This is a genomic window from uncultured Tyzzerella sp., assembly GCF_963558545.1.
In the GTDB taxonomy this organism is placed as follows: Bacteria; Bacillota; Clostridia; order Lachnospirales; family CAG-274; genus Tyzzerella.
This window is the reverse complement of the sequence record NZ_CAUWHO010000023.1, coordinates 1-17,811: the sequence shown is the minus strand read 5'-3', so window position 1 is coordinate 17,811 and position 17,811 is coordinate 1. Positions and strand designations below refer to the sequence as shown.

15 protein-coding genes and 1 other annotated feature are annotated in these 17,811 nt (G+C 27.0%); of the genes, 4 read left to right on the top strand and 11 right to left on the bottom strand.

The features are described from left to right. Positions 1-5: 5 nt before the first annotated feature. Both R5Z65_RS05195 and R5Z65_RS05190 read right to left on the bottom strand, forming a co-directional pair. On the bottom strand, positions 6-539 hold the full coding sequence (locus R5Z65_RS05195) for a chromate transporter (RefSeq protein WP_317367543.1): 534 nt from the start codon (positions 537-539) through the stop codon (positions 6-8). After that, positions 536-1,087, bottom strand: a complete 552-nt coding sequence (locus tag R5Z65_RS05190) for a chromate transporter (RefSeq protein WP_317367540.1) — start codon at positions 1,085-1,087, stop codon at positions 536-538. Before R5Z65_RS05190 ends, R5Z65_RS05195 begins: the two co-directional genes overlap by 4 nt. Positions 1,088-1,354: 267 nt before the next feature. Between R5Z65_RS05190 and R5Z65_RS05185 the strand changes: the two genes are divergently transcribed. The 3 genes from R5Z65_RS05185 to truA all read left to right on the top strand — a co-directional run bounded on the left by R5Z65_RS05185 (position 1,355) and on the right by truA (position 4,889). Next, positions 1,355-3,109: an energy-coupling factor transporter ATPase gene (locus tag R5Z65_RS05185; protein ID WP_317367538.1), complete on the top strand. Its 1,755-nt coding sequence runs from the start codon at positions 1,355-1,357 to the stop codon at positions 3,107-3,109. Between the two features lie 225 nt (positions 3,110-3,334). Further along, positions 3,335-4,138 carry an energy-coupling factor transporter transmembrane component T gene (locus tag R5Z65_RS05180; protein ID WP_317367536.1) on the top strand — a complete coding sequence of 268 codons (804 nt, stop codon included), beginning with the start codon at positions 3,335-3,337 and terminating at the stop codon, positions 4,136-4,138. 1 nt (position 4,139) lies between these two features. Beyond that, positions 4,140-4,889 (top strand): tRNA pseudouridine(38-40) synthase TruA, encoded by a 750-nt coding sequence (truA, locus tag R5Z65_RS05175; RefSeq protein ID WP_317367534.1) that lies wholly within the window; start codon positions 4,140-4,142, stop codon positions 4,887-4,889. A gap of 422 nt (positions 4,890-5,311) precedes the next feature. On the opposite strand, the gene R5Z65_RS05170 is transcribed toward truA, so the two are convergent. The 5 genes from R5Z65_RS05170 to ileS form a co-directional block, all read right to left on the bottom strand. Next, positions 5,312-5,698, bottom strand: coding sequence for a CAP domain-containing protein (locus R5Z65_RS05170; RefSeq protein WP_317367532.1), 387 nt, complete (start codon positions 5,696-5,698; stop codon positions 5,312-5,314). A 62-nt stretch (positions 5,699-5,760) separates the two neighbouring features. Beyond that, positions 5,761-6,441, bottom strand: a complete 681-nt coding sequence (locus tag R5Z65_RS05165; protein WP_317367530.1) for a copper amine oxidase N-terminal domain-containing protein — start codon at positions 6,439-6,441, stop codon at positions 5,761-5,763. 159 nt (positions 6,442-6,600) lie between these two features. Further along, the gene (locus R5Z65_RS05160; RefSeq protein WP_317367528.1) at positions 6,601-9,489 is read right to left on the bottom strand and encodes a YfhO family protein; all 2,889 of its coding nucleotides are present in this window, start codon (positions 9,487-9,489) and stop codon (positions 6,601-6,603) included. A 76-nt stretch (positions 9,490-9,565) separates the two neighbouring features. After that, positions 9,566-9,973, bottom strand: coding sequence for a GtrA family protein (locus tag R5Z65_RS05155; RefSeq protein WP_317367527.1), 408 nt, complete (start codon positions 9,971-9,973; stop codon positions 9,566-9,568). Positions 9,974-10,045: 72 nt separating this feature from the next. Continuing rightward, the gene (gene ileS, locus R5Z65_RS05150; RefSeq protein ID WP_317367526.1) at positions 10,046-13,177 is read right to left on the bottom strand and encodes an isoleucine--tRNA ligase; all 3,132 of its coding nucleotides are present in this window, start codon (positions 13,175-13,177) and stop codon (positions 10,046-10,048) included. Between the two features lie 78 nt (positions 13,178-13,255). Beyond that, positions 13,256-13,488 (bottom strand) — a binding site (T-box leader). 99 nt (positions 13,489-13,587) lie between these two features. Here ileS and R5Z65_RS05145 point away from each other — a divergent pair. After that, positions 13,588-14,055 (top strand): hypothetical protein, encoded by a 468-nt coding sequence (locus R5Z65_RS05145; protein ID WP_317367525.1) that lies wholly within the window; start codon positions 13,588-13,590, stop codon positions 14,053-14,055. A 242-nt stretch (positions 14,056-14,297) separates the two neighbouring features. On the opposite strand, the gene spo0A is transcribed toward R5Z65_RS05145, so the two are convergent. The 4 genes from spo0A to R5Z65_RS05125 form a co-directional block, all read right to left on the bottom strand. Beyond that, complete coding sequence (gene spo0A, locus R5Z65_RS05140) at positions 14,298-15,077, bottom strand: sporulation transcription factor Spo0A (protein WP_317367524.1); 780 nt, start codon at positions 15,075-15,077, stop codon at positions 14,298-14,300. Positions 15,078-15,104: 27 nt separating this feature from the next. Next, entirely contained in the window at positions 15,105-15,572 is a 468-nt protein-coding gene (locus R5Z65_RS05135) for a CYTH domain-containing protein (protein ID WP_317367523.1), read from the bottom strand. A gap of 100 nt (positions 15,573-15,672) precedes the next feature. Then, complete coding sequence (locus R5Z65_RS05130) at positions 15,673-16,332, bottom strand: HAMP domain-containing sensor histidine kinase (RefSeq protein WP_317367521.1); 660 nt, start codon at positions 16,330-16,332, stop codon at positions 15,673-15,675. A gap of 48 nt (positions 16,333-16,380) precedes the next feature. Next, positions 16,381-17,562 carry a LysM domain-containing protein gene (locus R5Z65_RS05125; RefSeq protein ID WP_317367519.1) on the bottom strand — a complete coding sequence of 394 codons (1,182 nt, stop codon included), beginning with the start codon at positions 17,560-17,562 and terminating at the stop codon, positions 16,381-16,383. Positions 17,563-17,811: the final 249 nt, after the last annotated feature.

Here is a 17,811-nt window from a genome sequence, read left to right as displayed (position 1 = left end):
CCTTTCTAGCTAAGCTTAAACAAAAACCCTAATATAGCTCCAAGCCCTATATAAAAAATAGGGTGTTTTTTATATTTTAATATAATAAATAATATAGCTAAAAATATAACTATCTTTTTTATATCAAATGCACCAGAAAATATTGCTGTATTAAATATAGTTATAAAAGATACACCTATAAGTCCTGTAACTACTGGTCTTATAAGATTAAAAGCATCTAGTACATATATATTATTTTTAAATTTTGATAAAAAATTTGATATAATTATTATAATAATATACGAAGGTAAAACAAGAGCAAACGTGGCAATAATTGCACCTATTATACTACCTGTGTGATAGCCTACATATGTTGCCATATTGACACCAATAGGACCTGGCGTAGATTCTGATATAGCAAGCATATTAGTAAGTTCGGATACACTATACCAACCTTTTGTATCCACTAGTTTGTTTAAAAAAGGGAGTGTGGCAAGCCCTCCACCTACAGAAAAAATACCTATTTTAAAAAATTCTATAAAAAGCTCTACATATATCATTTTTTATCCTCCTTAATACCTTTATACTTTGTAAAAAATAAACTAAAAACAATACAAACAAAAATAATATATATAGGTGATATATTTAAAACAAGGTTAAAAACAAATGCTAATATACACAACAAAAATGATATTTTGCTTTTAACATTTTTTTTAAAAAAACTAATAAAAGCCTCTAATACAAGTCCTGCAACAGCTATTTTTATACCTGCAAAAACATACATAACCCATTGTATGTGCAAAAAATTTTTAATAAAACTTGCTATAATTATAATTATTATAAGGGAAGGACACACCATACCAAAAGTGGAAAAAACAGCACCTATTTTACCCTTTATTTTATATCCTATAAATGTTGCTGTATTTATAGCTATTATACCTGGTGTACATTGTCCTATAGAATAATAATCTATAAGCTCTTCTTCTGTTGCCCAATTTTTATTATTTACAATCTCTCGTTGTAGCATAGGCAACATAGCTATACCGCCTCCAAAGGTTAAAGAGCCTATTTTGAAAAATACAATAAAAAGTTCTAGTAATATTTTCATAATATCCTCCATAAGTTATAACTATTTTTTATATTATATAATATTTATAATGTTTTTACTATAAAAAGTTGTTTAACATTATTCATTATAAAATTTTAATGTGTAAAATTAAATTATAGTTAATAAAATAGAAAAAGCTATTTTAAAAATAAAAAGGTAATATTTAGTTTAGCAAATAGCATAAATATAAATTTAGTATGCCCTTGTTTTTTACATTTTATGTGCTATAATGTTATAGTAAAATATTTAGAAATAGGAGGGTTATTTATGAAGTTTTTACAGATTAAAAACCTATCTTTTAATTACGTTTCTTATGACGAAGAAACAGAAGCTAAAACAAGCTATAAAGCAATAGATAATGTTAGCCTAGATATAGAACAGGGTAGCTTTGTTGCAATACTTGGGCATAATGGCTCTGGGAAATCTACTTTAGCAAAGCATCTAAGTGGTATATTAAAAGGCTACCAAGGGGAAGTTTTGGTAGATGGCTTATCTACAACAGATGAAAATAACATTTGGGATATAAGAAAAACAGTAGGTACAGTTTTTCAAAACCCTGATAATCAGCTTGTAGCAAGCATTGTAGAAGATGACGTTGCCTTTGGACCAGAAAACTTAGGCATTGATAGAGAAGAAATAAAAAAACGTATAGATTTTGCCTTAAAGTCTGTTAATATGGAGGATTTTAGGTATAGCCAAACCTCCAGTTTATCTGGTGGGCAAAAACAACGTGTGGCAATAGCAGGTATACTGGCTATGGAGCCTAAATGTATAGTTTTAGATGAGCCTACGGCTATGCTAGACCCAAAGGGTAGAAAAGAGGTTATAGAAACTATAAAAAAGCTTAATAAAGAAAAGGGCATAACAATAGTTTTAATAACTCATTATATGGAAGAAGTAATAGACGCTGACAGGCTTATTATTATGGAGAAAGGTAAAATAGTTTTAGATGATATACCTTTAAATGTTTTTAAAAATGTAGAAAAAATAAGAAGTTTAAAACTAGATGTACCAGATGCCATAGACATAATATATAACCTTAACAAACAAGGATATAATATACCTATGGATATACTATCAATAGAAGATTTAGCTAAAAGGCTTATACATATAGGCTTTAAAGAAAATAACTATGAAGATATACAATATATACCTAGCAATAAAAATGACGAAATAATAAAATTACAAAATATAAAGCATATTTATTCTAAAAGCACAGTATTTGAAAGATTGGCTTTAGATAATATAAATATTACAATAAATAAAGGTGATTTTTTAGGGATAATAGGGCATACAGGCTCTGGAAAATCTACTCTTATACAAATTTTTAATGCACTTATTAAACCTACATTAGGTAATGTTTATGTAAATAGAGAAGAAATATACAGTAGTAATAAACCTTTAAAAGATATAAGGCAAAAAGTAGGGGTAGTTTTCCAATATCCAGAATATCAGTTGTTTGAAGAAACAGTATATAAAGATGTAGCCTTTGCACCTACTAATATGGGACTTCCTAAAGAAGAAATAGACAAAAGGGTAAAAGATGCACTAAATACAGTTTTTATAGATGAAAGCTACTACAACAAATCTCCTTTTGAGCTATCTGGTGGAGAAAAAAGAAGAGTTGCAATAGCAGGTATACTTACTATGAAGCCAGATATTTTAGTATTTGATGAGCTAACGGCAGGGTTGGACCCATATGGCAGAGAGGAAATGCTAACACAAATTAAATCTATGCAACATAAACTTAACACAACCATAGTGCTAGTATCTCATAGTATGGACGATGTTTCTAAAACTTGTGATAGAGTTATTGTATTAAATAAAGGTAATATTGTTTTAAATGATGTTGTAGCTAAAGTTTTTGAAAATGGTAAAACACTAGAAAGCATAGGACTTGATATACCAAAATGTAGTAAGCTATTTCATATTTTAAATGAAAAAGGTTATAATTTTAATACTAATATTTACACTATAGATGAATGTGTAAAAGTTTTAAATAAAAATTTAAATAAATGTTGATAACTATGTTTAAAACTATAAATTGTTTAAACAATTTATTAACAAGTCCTTGAAAATAAAAGGGTTACACCATTTTGTGTATATGTGGACAAATTGTTTATAACATACTAATTTTATAAGCAATATTTTAGTTTTTTGTATTTAAAATAGGTTGTTAAATAATTTATATAAAAAATAAACTATGCTTTAATTGTAATAAATACTTTATGAAAGGATAATTAAAATATGAACAGCTCTTTAGGACAATTTTATCCCACAGGCTCTGTTATACATAAGCTAGATGCTAGGGTAAAAATTATATTAACTTTATGCTTTTTAACATTTATTTTTATATCTAAAACTTTTATAGGTAATGTTGTATCTTTAATATTTTTATTGACTGTAATATATTTATCCAAAATACCATTAAAAGTTATTTTTAGAAGTTTTAGAGGAATTATATTTTTATTATTATTTACTTTAATAACTAATATATTTTTTAACCAGACAGGTAGGGTACTTGTAGAGATTTCTTTTATAAAAATAACAACAGGTGGACTTTTATATTCTGCCAGAATGATTTTTAGGCTAGGCATATTAATAGTAGCATCTTTTATGCTTACATTTACTACTAGTACATTAGATTTTGCAGATGGGCTAGAATATCTTTTAAGACCACTAAAAAAGATAAAATTTCCTTCTCACGAGATAGCTATGATTATAACTATTGCTCTTAGGTTTATACCAACTATACTAGAAGAAATGGAAAAAATAAAAAAGGCTCAAATGTCTAGGGGGGTAGATTTTGAATCGGGTAATATTATAAAAAGAGTGAAAAATTTTATACCTATTTTAATACCACTTTTTATATCTTCTTTTAAAAGAGCAGATGATTTGGCTATGGCTATGGAAGCTAGGTGTTATCGTGGGGACATAAACAGGACAAAGTTAAAAGTTTTAAAAATGTATAAAAATGACTATGTAGCTATTGGTTGTTTAGTTATTTATTTAATAATTATAGTTTTAGTAAGATTTACTATTGAGGTATAATATGAAAAATAAAAATATTTTATTAACAGTTTCTTATGACGGTACAAACTATTTTGGTTGGCAAAAGCAAGATAATGTAAAAACTATACAGGGAGAGATAGAAAAGGCTTTATCTAATCTATTTAAAGAAAATATAAGCATAAGAGGAGCAAGTAGAACAGATACAGGGGTACACGCTTTATGCCAGCTTGTATTATTAAAGTATAAAACTAACATACCAATAGATAGGTTGCCACTTGCAATAAATTCTTTTTTAAATAATAAAGAAATAGTAGTAACAAATGCTACATATGTAGATGAAAGCTTTCACCCTCAAAATAGTGTTTATAAAAAAACATATCAATATAAAATATACAATGCTCCATTTTTAAACCCTTTAGTAAAACACTATACAGAGTTTGTACATAGGCCTTTAGATATAGAAAAAATGAAATTAGCTACAAAATATTTTTTAGGTGAGCACGATTTTAAGGCATTTTGTGCAACAGGTAGTATGTCAAAAACAACAGTAAGGACAATATATGATTTGACAATAAATAAACAAGATGGCATTATTACAATAGAAATAACAGGTAATGGATTTTTATATAATATGGTTAGGATAATAGTAGGTACATTAATAGATGTAGGGCATAATAGAAAACAACCAGAAGATATAAAAGATATTATAGCATCTAAAGATAGGCAAAAGGCAGGTAAAACAGCATCTGCTTGTGGACTAACATTATATAAAATATATTTTGATATATAATAAATACCACCCATTAAACAGGGTGGTATTTGAGGTTGTAGACTTTGTCTACAACCTCTTCAAAAAAATAACAAGTTTATTTTTTTGATATATTCTATGGTAGAAAAGCTGATTTCTTCGCACAAGGGCTAAGCCCCCTAGAAATCTAGCTTTTACACAATCCAAGGTAAAGCCTCGTATTGTGACTAAAATTTTTATACCCTATAAATAGGATATAAAAATTAAAAAAATTTTACTTTAATATTATTTTGTATACAGTCTTAAATACCACCCATTAAACAGGGTGGTATTTATTATACTAAAAGTTTAGGAATATCTGTTTTATATACAAATTATATAAAAAATTGATTATATTTTTAATATAAAAATACTTTAGTAAATCTATTTTACTAAAGTATTTAAAATAAATATTTATAAATTTTTTAGCCTATAAACATTTGTGTCCATAAATTTCCAGAAAGTCCAACACCAATTTTTGTAAAGCTAGGGTTTAATATATTTTCTCTATGTCCTTTAGAATTTAACCAATCTAAAACAACTTCTTCTGCAGTTTTTTGTCCTTTTGCAATGTTTTCTCCTGCTATTGTATATGTAATTCCTTTTTGATTAATCATATCAAAAGCGCTTCCATAAGTTGGGCTAGTGTGTGAAAAATATTCATTATCTTTCATATCTCTAGATTTTTCTCTTGCTAAGTCCATTAATTTGTCATCAACAGATAGCTTGTTAAGTCCATTTTTGGCTCTTTCTTCATTAACAAGCTCAACAACTCTTAATTCTATTTTTTTTAATTCTTTATCATCTAGCATATTTTCTTTAGTGTTGTTTTTATTATCTGGTATATTTTCTTTAGTGTTATTGTTGTTATAATTTAGTTTTTTTTTGAATCGTCATCATCATTGTTGTCATTGTTATTATCATCATTGCTGTTATTATCATCATTGCTGTTATTGTCATTGTTGTCGTCATTGTCATTTGTATTATTGTCGTCATTATCATCATTGCTGTTATTGTCATTGTTGTCGTCATTGTCATTTGTATTATTGTCGTCATTATCATCGTTGTCATCTTTTTCGCTCATAGTAACAGTTTTTGTTTTAGCATCCCATTGAATTTCTAAATCAAAAGCTTCTGCTAAAGTTCTAAATGGAACAAAAGTTCTTCCATCTTTAATTTCAACTTTAGGTAATTTACCATTGGCAGTATTTTTTGTTGCATTATTTAGTACATATTTACTATCATTTATAAAAAATTTAACAACATTGTCATCTTTTTCGATAGTTATAGTTTTTGTTTTAGTGTCAAACTCTATATCGTCATCATCTATACCTAAAGCGTTTGAAACAAATCTTAAAGGTATCATTGTGCTATTTGTATTTTTTTGTATATAAGGTGCAACATCAATAGAAACATTTTTTCCATCTATGTTTGCCATTGTGCTTCCAATTGTAACTTTAACTACTTTATTAGAATCTGCTAATACAGAAACAGAGCTTAACAGTACACAACCTAAAATAGAAACAGATTTAATTAATTTTGATAGTTTTTTCATAAATTTTCTCCTTTTACTTATTATTTACAAATTATATAATAAATATTAAAATAAGTCAACTATTTTTAAAGGGATAGGTAATATATGGGCTAATTTAGTAGTTTAAAAGCATTTAATATATTATATAGAAAGTTTTAAAATATTAAAAAGAGAAGTGTTTTACACTTCCCTTTTTTTATTAAGTAATAATTTTTTATCAATAAAAATATAAGCTACAATACCAACTAAAGATAAAATAGTTAATAGTAATCCAATGTTAAATCCTTTAACTCTATATTTAAAAGATATTTGATGTTGGCCTTCTGGTACGGATATACCTATAAGGCCGTCATTACCAATAGGGATAAGCTCTGTTTCTATACCATCTATAAATGCAGTAAATCCTTTATCATAAGGGATAGATGTAAACATAATACCATCTTTTTTAGCATTTATAGTACCATTTAATGAAGTACTGTCATAATCTGTAACGGTTAGCATTTCGTCAGATAGCTCATTATATATATTTTCAAATAAATCGGTATCAAAAGATGCTGCATACACTCTAAAGTTACCAGTTTTGGAATAAGTAGTTTCATAAGCACCTTTTCTGTCAAGAGAAAACTCTATATCTACAAAGCTACCTGCATTTAATACCCCAAGGTCTATAAGGCTTCTACCAGTAGATATTTCTCTATCAAACTTTTGTCCATTTATTGTGTATTTAAATCTCTTAGAATTGGTAGATTCTACATATAAAAATGTCCTTTGTGTTTTTGGTATATATGCTCTAGCATAAACAGTAGGTATTAAATCAAGGTTTGTTTCATCTTGTAATGTATACGAGTATGATTGTTTTTCTTCTTTTGGCTTTATATCTACATTATCTGCCCTAAAATGCTCAACAGGAAATTCTGTTAAAAGCTCATCTTTTATATCTGTTGCTTTATATACAAAATTATTTTGTGTTATAAAAGGTGTATCTTGCTCTGTTTCCCAATCTTTTATACTATCATTTACCATAAATCCAACGGATAAAGGTGTTTTATTTTTATATAAGTATACATTATCAAATTTATCAATTAAATTATAATTTTGGTTTTTTATTTCGTTGTCTTTAGACATAACATATTTTATATTAAACATTGAATCTACAAGGGGTGTTGGGTCATAATATCTATAAGAGTTGCTAGTGGCAGCTATACCTAAATTTTCTAATAATTTTGATGTATCTCCATATGCTAAAGATGAAAATTGAGAAAATCCATTATAATGGTACATTGTAGATTCGTTTATAGCAGTAAATCTAGCAAATTCTTGTCTAAAAAACTTATTTTCGTCTGTATCATTTTCTTTAATATAGTTTATTACATTATCTGTTGCATCTATATAGGATACATATTTTTTTCTATTTGTGTATCCACTATGGTTAAAGCCATTTAAACAGTTAAACAAGCTCTCTCCAGATACAGTAAATAACAATATTAGTAAAGCCAATGTTAAAGAAAATTTAAAGTTAATTTTTTCTATAGAATATTTTAATATAAAACTACATAATAAAATTATTGCTATGGAAACAATAGTTAAAATATAAAATCCATTTGTAAGCTCTTTACCTTCTTCAAAACTTTTAAAAGTATATATTAGTCCACCTATAAATAGGCAAGAAGCTATAATAGCAAACAATATAGAAAATGTATTAGATAAAACATTATTTTTATTAATATAATTATTATCTTTGCTACTGTTATATTTATAGTATAATACTATAAAAGTATATGCTACTAATAAAACTATATTAGATATAATATCTCCAATAGATAAAACCCTAGATATGTCTTCTATTACATTTATTAAATAATACTCGCTTAAAATAATATATACAATGTAAAGAGGTATAGTAACATATATGGCTAAAGGCCTTATCCCTTTTGTATTTATTAAAGATTTATAAGCAAGGGTTAATATTATAAAAGAATATATAAAAGTGTATCTATGAGGTAGGTTAGCAGGGAAATGAAACCCGTGTATAATAAAGTCTAGCTGTTTAAAGATAGAACAAGCTAACATAAATAATATTAATACAGCAAAAGATATACGTTCTTTTATTTTTATTTCTTTGTTAAAGAAATAGGTAGGTATTAAAACCATTGTTAAAACACCACTATAAAGGTTAGGTAAGTCTTCGTTTCTAGCTAAAACAACAGGCCTTGCACCAGAAAAATGGGCTGTTATTATTTGGTATACATTTTGGTAAATTTCAAATGATGGAAAAGTTGTATCTGATGTTTGAGTTCTACCTAATGCAACAACAGTAGGGATAGCTAAAAACATAGTTGCACCACCAGCTAATAGGGATAAAATACCAAATTTAATAATTCTATCTAGTATAGATTTAAATTCTGATTTTACGTTATACTCTGAAAAAACTTTTATTAAAAAATATAATGTTGCAAATATACAAACTAAAAAGGCTATATAAAAGTTTACAATAATACAAAATATAAGGCTAATAAGATAAGTTTTATAAATACCATTTTTTACAAGCCTATCTATACCAAGAGCTACAATAGGAAATAGATATATAGAATCTAGCCACATTATGTTCCAATAAAAGCTAGTGATAAATGCCATAAAAGCATACATTATTGCAAATATAGATACAATAATAGTATTTTTATTAAAAGAATTTTTTAAATAATATGCAAAACAATATGAGCATAAAATAATTTTTACAAATACAAAAAATAAAATAGCTTCTGATATATATTTGCTAGGGAAAAATAATATAAAAATGCTAATAGGACTAGCTGTATAATAAGCTATTTGGCTTAAAAATTCTTTACCAAGCCCACCTTGCCAAGAATAAAAAAGGCTATCTCCTGTTAGTAGTTTTTGCCTTAGCTCCTCGTGAAAGGGTGCATATTGGTGGTATAAATCTACTTTTAGTATGCTATTTTCTCCAAAAGGATAAAATCCACAAAAGGCATAAGTTATAAGCATAATAACAGATGATATAGCCACAGCTAAAAAGATATAATAATTATTATCTATAAATTTTTTTATCATATGATTACCTCACATTAAATGTTTTATATTAAATCTTATATATTATACCATATATTGATAATTTTTAAATAAAAAATTATGATTTAAAAATAAAAATTTTGCTAAAAAAGTAGTTAGATATAACTACTAAAAAGTTTACTAATATTTTTGATAAAAGCTCGTTTATGCTAAATACATTTACCATTAAAACCATAAAAATAATAGATAATAATAAGGATACTAGCCTAAGAGAAAAGAAATAAAACATTTCTTTAAATATATTTTGTTTATTTTTTATGGCAGAAAAAACAAAAAGTTTGTTAGTAACATATGCAAATAAAACGGCAAAAATCCAAGCTAAGCAAGTGGATATAACATAGTGTATATTTAGTGTATAATTAGATATATAAAATACAACAGTGTCTACTAAAGTTGTTAGCACACCAAACACTAAATATAATATTATTTCTTTGCTAAATAATTTTTTACAAATAGATTTAAACATAGTTATAATCTCCATATTTAGTTAAAATATAAAAAGTAGGGGAAACCTACTTTTTATATTTAATTTTTATATTTAATTTTTTACAACTGTTAAAGTAACTTTTTCTCCGTTAATGTTCCATTCTTTAGAATAGCCATCGCTAGAGCCATTTATAATATCTGTTGCCAAAACATCTTCTTTTATTTGTTCAATGTTTTTACATATAATGTTATGGATAGTTTCATTGTTAGAATAATAAACAGTAATTTTATCTAACACTTCAAACTCTATTTCTTTTCTCATTGTTTGAACTTTACTTATTATTTCTCTAACAAACCCTTCTTCTAAAAGCTCTGGAGTAAGATTTGTATCTAAAACGATAGTAATATTTTTATCGCTTTCTGCTACATATCCTTCCATTTGAGCTGTTTCTATTAAAACATCATCTTCGCTAAGCTCAATGTTTTGGTTATCTATTGTAAATTTAATAGCTCCATTTTCTTTAAGCTCGCTCATAAGCTTAATACCGTCATTTTCTTTTAAGTAGTTACTAATAGAAGGTATAAGCTTGCCGTATTTTTTGCCAAGAGTTCTAAGCTGTGGTTTAAAGCTATAGCTTGTAAATGCAGATACATCGTCTTTAAATTCTACATTTTTTATATTAAGCTCTTCTTTAATAATATCTATAAACATATTGTCTAAATCTACATTAGATTTAACAAACATATTTCCTATTGGTTGTCTATTTTTAATATTAGCAGTATTTCTACCAGCACGCCCTGCTACAACTATTGATAAAACTGTGTCCATATTTTCTTCTAACTTTTTATCAATAAGTTTTTCATCATATGTTGGGAAATTGCAAAGATGAACACTTTCTGGTGCATCTTTAGATACTTTGCAAACAAGGTTTTGGTATATACTTTCTGCTATAAATGGTGTAAATGGAGCAGAAAGCTTTGTAAGTGTAACCAAAACTGTATATAAAGTCATATAAGCATTAATTTTATCTTGAGGCATATCTTTACCCCAGAAACGCTCCCTAGAGCGTCTTATATACCAGTTGCTAAGCTCATCTACAAACTCTGACATAGCTCTTGATGTTTCTGTAAGTTTATAGTTTTCTAGTCCTTCATCTATAAATTTTATTAAAGAATTAAGCTTAGATAAAATCCATTTATCCATATGAGAAAGCTTATCATACTCTAATGTATAATTGTTAGGGTCAAAATTATCTATATTAGCGTATAAAACAAAGAAAGCGTAAGTGTTCCATAATGTACCCATAAATTTACGTTGGCCTTCGTTTACGGCCTCTTCGTAAAATCTGTTAGGTAACCAAGGGGAGCTATTTATATAGAAATACCATCTAACAGCATCTGCACCTTGTTTTTCTAAAATTTCCCAAGGCTCTATTGCATTTCCTTTAGATTTACTCATTTTTTTACCGTCTTTATCTTGAACGTGGCCTAAAACTATAACGTTTTTATAAGGAGCTTTGTCAAACAAAACAGTGGATATAGCCATAAGTGTGTAGAACCAACCTCTAGTTTGGTCTACTGCCTCTGATATAAAGTCTGCTGGGAAGTTTTGTTTAAATATTTCTTCATTTTCAAATGGGTAATGCCATTGTGCAAAAGGCATACAACCAGAGTCAAACCAACAGTCTATAACTTCTGTTACACGTTTCATAGTGCCATTACATTTAGGGCAATTTAAATGGACATTGTCTATATAAGGTTTGTGAAGCTCTATATCATCTGGACAATCTGATGACATAGATTTTAATTGCTCTATGCTACCAACTGCTTCTTTATGGCCACAGCTACATTCCCATATAGGAAGAGGAGTACCCCAGTAACGTTCTCTAGATAAGCCCCAGTCTATAACGTTTTCTAAGAAATTACCAAAACGCCCGTGTTTAATATTATCTGGCATCCAGTTTACTGTATTGTTATTTTTAACAAGCATATCGCGTACTTTTGTCATAGCTATAAACCAAGTATCTCTAGCATAGTATAGTAAAGGTGTGTCGCATCTCCAACAAAATGGATAGCTATGCTCATAGTTTTCTGCTTTTAAAAGTTTATTTTCTTGTTTTAATTTTTTTATAATATCTTCATCTGCATCTTTAACAAACACACCAGCCCAGTCTGTAACTTCTGGTAAAAATTTACCTTCTTCATTAACAAGCTGTACAAAAGGAAGATTATTGTCTTTACCTACACGAGCATCATCTTCACCAAAGGCAGGTGCACAGTGTACTATACCAGTACCATCTGTAAGAGTAACATAAGAATCGCATACAACATAATATGCTTTTTGGTCTTTTACTATATCTTTAGCATAGTCAAAAAGTGGTTCATATTGTAGGCCTTTAAGCTCACTACCTTTACATTTTTGTAAAATTTCTGGTTTTTCTTCTTCTCCAAAAACTTTAGATACTAAGGCTTCTGCTAAAATATATTTTTCGTCATTTAAAGCTACTTTTACATAGTCTTCGTCTGCATTAACAGTAAGAGCAATGTTAGAAGGAAGTGTCCAAGGTGTAGTAGTCCAAGCTACTAAAAATTCATTTGTTGTGCCTTTTACTAAAAATTTAGCATAGGCAGATTTATCTTTTACATCTTTATAGCCTTGAGCAACCTCGTGGCTAGATAAAGATGTACCACAACGTGGACAATAAGGCACTATTTTATGTCCTTTGTATAATAAGCCTTTATCCCATATTTGCTTTAAAGCCCACCAAACAGATTCGATGTAGGAATTGTGATAAGTAACATAAGGGTTATCCATATCTGCCCAAAAGCCAACTCTATCGCTCATTTTTCTCCAAAGGCTTTCGTATGTGAAAACGCTTTCTTTACATTTTTTTATAAAAGGCTCTACACCATATTTTTCTATTTGTGGTTTACCACTAATGCCTAAGTTTTTTTCTATTTCAAGCTCAACAGGTAATCCGTGTGTGTCCCAGCCAGCTTTTCTAAGAACTTTGTATCCTTTCATAGTTTTGTAGCGTGGGATAATGTCTTTAACAGTTCTTGTTAAAATATGCCCAATATGAGGCAACCCATTAGCTGTTGGAGGACCATCAAAAAATGTGAAAACTTCGCCATCTTTTCTGCTTTCTATACTTTTTTCAAAAATTTTATTTTCTTTCCAAAAGCTTAAAATTTCTTTTTCTCTTTCAACAAAGTCTAAATTTGTTAAAACCTTATCGTACATACATTACCTCCTAAAATTTATATTTATCATTAAGGTTATTATTAATATTAATAATAATATAAAAAAGCCCTGCCAAAAAGACAGGACGTAATAAACGCGGTACCACCTGATTTGGTAGCAAAAGCTACCCACTCAAACCCTGTAACGTAGGGGATACGTTAAAGCCTACTAAGTTTTATTTATATAAAATATAACTGTTCGGTGTTACTGCTAAAAGGTGATTTTCGGTATAAATCTATTGGCTAGGCTTGCACCATCTCTAGCTCGCTAAACTAAGAATATATACTTACTGTCCTTATCAAAGCATTTATCATTATATTATTAATTTTATTATACCTTTTAAAAATAGATTTGTAAAGGGCAAATTTATGTGATAAAATAACAATATATTATTTTTAAGAGGTGTTTTTTTGAAAGAATTAGAAGAAATATACAATAAAATAAATAATTTAAATTATCTTTTAGATAGAAAAATAGAAATATTAAATATCATTTTAAGTATTACCAAAAGTCAAAATGTTGTTTTTAAGGAAGATAAAGAGGTAGATTGTTTTATTAAAATGTCTTTAGATGAAAAGCAGGATTTAATAAACGAGCTTATTAATATAGATGATATGTTTTTAAGTATATTTGAGAGCTTTAAAGGTGGGCTTAACAAAAATAAAAGTATATTTAAAGAAGACTTAATACAGATAAAAGATAAAATACAACAAGCAACAGATATAGACTTAAAAATAAGATTGCAAGAAGAAAAAAATAAAAATTTAATAAACAATAATATTTCTTTAAATAGTAAAAGCAAAGTAAATATATTAAAGGTATCAAAAGAAGAAATGTTAAAAAAATATAGAGATAATAAAAAAGATATGAGATTGTAGAAAAAGTCTACAACCTTTTCAAAAAATAACAAGTTTATTTTTTGAGATATTATAGGGTAAAAGTCATATTTTTTGCGTATAAGGGCTAAAGTCCCTTGAGCTATAGCTTTTTATACAATCTAAGATAAAGAAGCGTATTGTTATTAAAAGTTGTCTTAATATAAAGTATAAGATTATATTTTATATAATAATAAAAGGCAGTATATACTGCCTTTTATTATTATAATTAAGATACTATATTATTAGCTAGCTTTAAGCTCTAGCCTTAATCTATCTGCTATAAGTGCTATAAATTCACTATTTGTAGGTTTGCCTTTATGATTATTTATAGTATAGCCAAAAAGGTTATCTATTGCATCTATTCTTCCTCTGCTCCAAGCTACTTCTATAGCGTGTCTTATAGCTCTTTCTACTCTACTAGGTGTAGTGTTACATTTTTTAGCTATAGATGGATATAGCTCTTTTGTTATATAATTTAAAACATCTATATCTCCAATAGCCATTATTATAGCTTCTCTCATATAATGATACCCTCTAATGTGGGCAGGAACACCTATTTCGTGTAGTATGTTTGTAACGCGTGTTTCCAAATCCAATTCTGTATAATTTGTTACTGTTTTATTAGTATTGGTACTAGATACAGTATGCTCTTTTAATTGTTTTATACGAGATACTAAAAGTTCCATATCAAATGGTTTAGCTATATAATATTTTGCTCCTAAGGAGAAAGCCTTTTGTGTAACTTGCTCTTGCGTTACGGCTGTTAGCATAATACACATACTCTTAACATCTTTAACATTTTGTAGCTTTTCTAAAACACCTATACCATCAAGATGTGGCATAACCTCATCTAATAAAACAACATCAGGGTTTAAGGCTAATATTTTATTATAGGCTTCTAATCCATCAAAAGCAATATCTACAACTTCTATATTAGACTGTTTGTCTAAATAGTTTTTTAATATGTCACAAAAGTCCTTGTTATCGTCTACTAATAAAACACGTATTTTATCTTGATTCAAAATGATACCTCCTAAAATAAATATAAACTATTTAATATTAGAGTTTGATATTTTGGAGAGATAAGCATTGGTATACTTAATATTTTTTGTAATATCCTCACCAAACCAGTCTGGTGGTACAAAACTATTAGCCTCTTCAATGCTATCAAACTCTACTTCTACATTTTTAAAACCTTTTAGGTTACCATCATAAATATCTAGCTCTGCTATTAGTCCCTCTTTTAATGGGATAAAGTATCTAGTCTTTATAATAGGTTCACCTTCTATTTTTAACCATAAATTATCAAATTCTTCTTTTGATAAATCTATTTCTATTTCTTTTCTTAATATGTCACCTTTACCTTTAAAAGTAAATATGTATTTTTCATCTTTTTGTCTAATTCTTAAAACAGGGTTTGTAGATATGTAGCCTTGCTTTATATATGATGATTTACAATCTTTTAAATTTGGGATATACTTTACTAAAAATTTTTTTTCTATTTCTATATTTTTCATATTTAAACCTCATTTTTATTATTGTAATTAAATTATTGTAATTATAAATTATTTATATATAATTTGCAAATTATAATAAAAATTTTGGTAATATAAAAATTTATTTTTTAAATTTAATTCTAGTCGTACAGCCATATTTTTTATTATTAAATATTTCAAATTTTCCATTAATACTTTTCATAGCGTTAATACAAATAGGTATACCAAGCCCACTACCGCTACTTTTATTTGTAAAAAATGGCTCATATATTTTCTTAGATATTTCCTCATCTAACCCCTTACCATTATCTATAACATCTATAATGATGTAATTGTTTTTTATGTAAATATTAGTTTGTATAAACCCTTGTTTATCAGATATTGACTCTACACAATTTTTATATATATTTGAGAGTATAACTGATATTTTATAATATTCAGATAGTATAGTTATATCTTTTTCATCTTCAAAGCAATTTAGGCTAAATGTAATATTCATATACACATTAAATTTTTCTATGTAATCTTTAACTAAATCTAATAAATTTATTTTTGTCAAATCTTTTTTATAATTTTGATTGCAAAATAACATAAAATCTGATACAATTTCAGATATTTTATTAATTTCATTTTTAATTATTTTAACGTTTTTTTTATGATTATCTAGCACATTTTCAAGCTCTAGAAGCTCTATATTTGCTTTTATAAGCGATAGAGGGCTTTTTACCTCGTGTGCTAGAGCCATTGTTATATCTTCGTTTAATGTATTTTTAGAATACATTATTTATCCCCCCAAAATCTTAAATAAATTAGATATTAAATTCAGTAGTTAAGGAAGTAATAATGTTTTACCAACATATATTGTATCTGGATTATCTAATCCATTTATATTCATTATTTCCTCTATTTTATCTCTATTTCCATAAAACTTTTTGCTGATTAGCTCTAAGCTATCACCTTCTTTTACTTGGTATTTTTTAAAGTTTTTATTGTCTTTAGAAATATCTTTACTAGTTGTTTCTGGGTCTTTTTCGGTAGTAGTAACACTAGAAACTTCGGTAGTAGAAGTTGTTATTTCTGTTGTTGTATGTGTAGTATTAGATGTAGATAAAAAAGATGTTTGTTCTGATGAGGGTTCTTCAGTTTTATAATTGTTTTGTGCAAAAACACTTTGAACATTATCATCTTTTATTTGGCTTAAGATATATCTATAGCTGTCATCTAATTTAGCAAGCCTTTTTTCAAGCTCTGCTATTTTATCATCGCTTTGTATAAGACCAGCTCCCATTATAAAGCAAACAAGGAATAAAACAGCGCTTAAAGAACTAAATATGCTAGTCATTTTTCTATATTCATTTAATGAATTAGTATTTTTATTAGTAGTATTTTTTTTCCTACTCATATTTATAAGCCTTTCATCTTTAGATTTAAAGATGTCTTCTTTATCGCGATTAGTGTTAGATGTTTTATTATTTAGCATATATTCACTCATTGCTTCATTCTTTTCATAATAAATGATAAAACCGTTAATAGATTTAAAATCATTGTTATATAGTGTATAGAAACCTCCTATATTTTCTATTGGGTCACTTAAAAAAAATACTTGATTTTTCTTATCAAAATTTTCTTTGTGATAATTTATATAGCCTTCGTTTATATAGTCAGAAAACCCAGGTTGAGAATAAAACCAACCTACAATACTATAATCTTTAAAATATGTATTTATTTGTTCGTTTATATAATCAAAAGATTTTTTAGTAAGTTTTACCATTCCATCTTCAATTATAGTGTGCTCCCCCTTAACAGCGCCATTAATAAATAACACATCATTACCATCAATAGTATAGGAATCTCCTATTAAAACAGCTATTCTCTCTTCTCTATTAGAATGCTTTGAATACTGCTGTAAATATGTAAAAACATAGTCCTCCATATAAATTTTTAACTCATCATCAATATTCCCCATTTGCTTTATGTTTTTTGGTAAGCTAATACTATTACTTTTTTTCATAAAAAACTCTCCTTAGACATATAATTATAAGTTTTGTTAATTTATGAAAATATTATCACATACTAATTACATTTTATGGAAAATTTTGTAAATAGTCAAGAAATTTTTATCCCTATAAATAAATAATTTTTTACAACTATTAATAAACATTTACAATAATTCGTATTTTCTGTTATATATTTACAAAAAAATAAGTCTTTTTTTATATTAAAATATAAGAAATGCTGTAAAGTTGTTTTAGTATGCGAC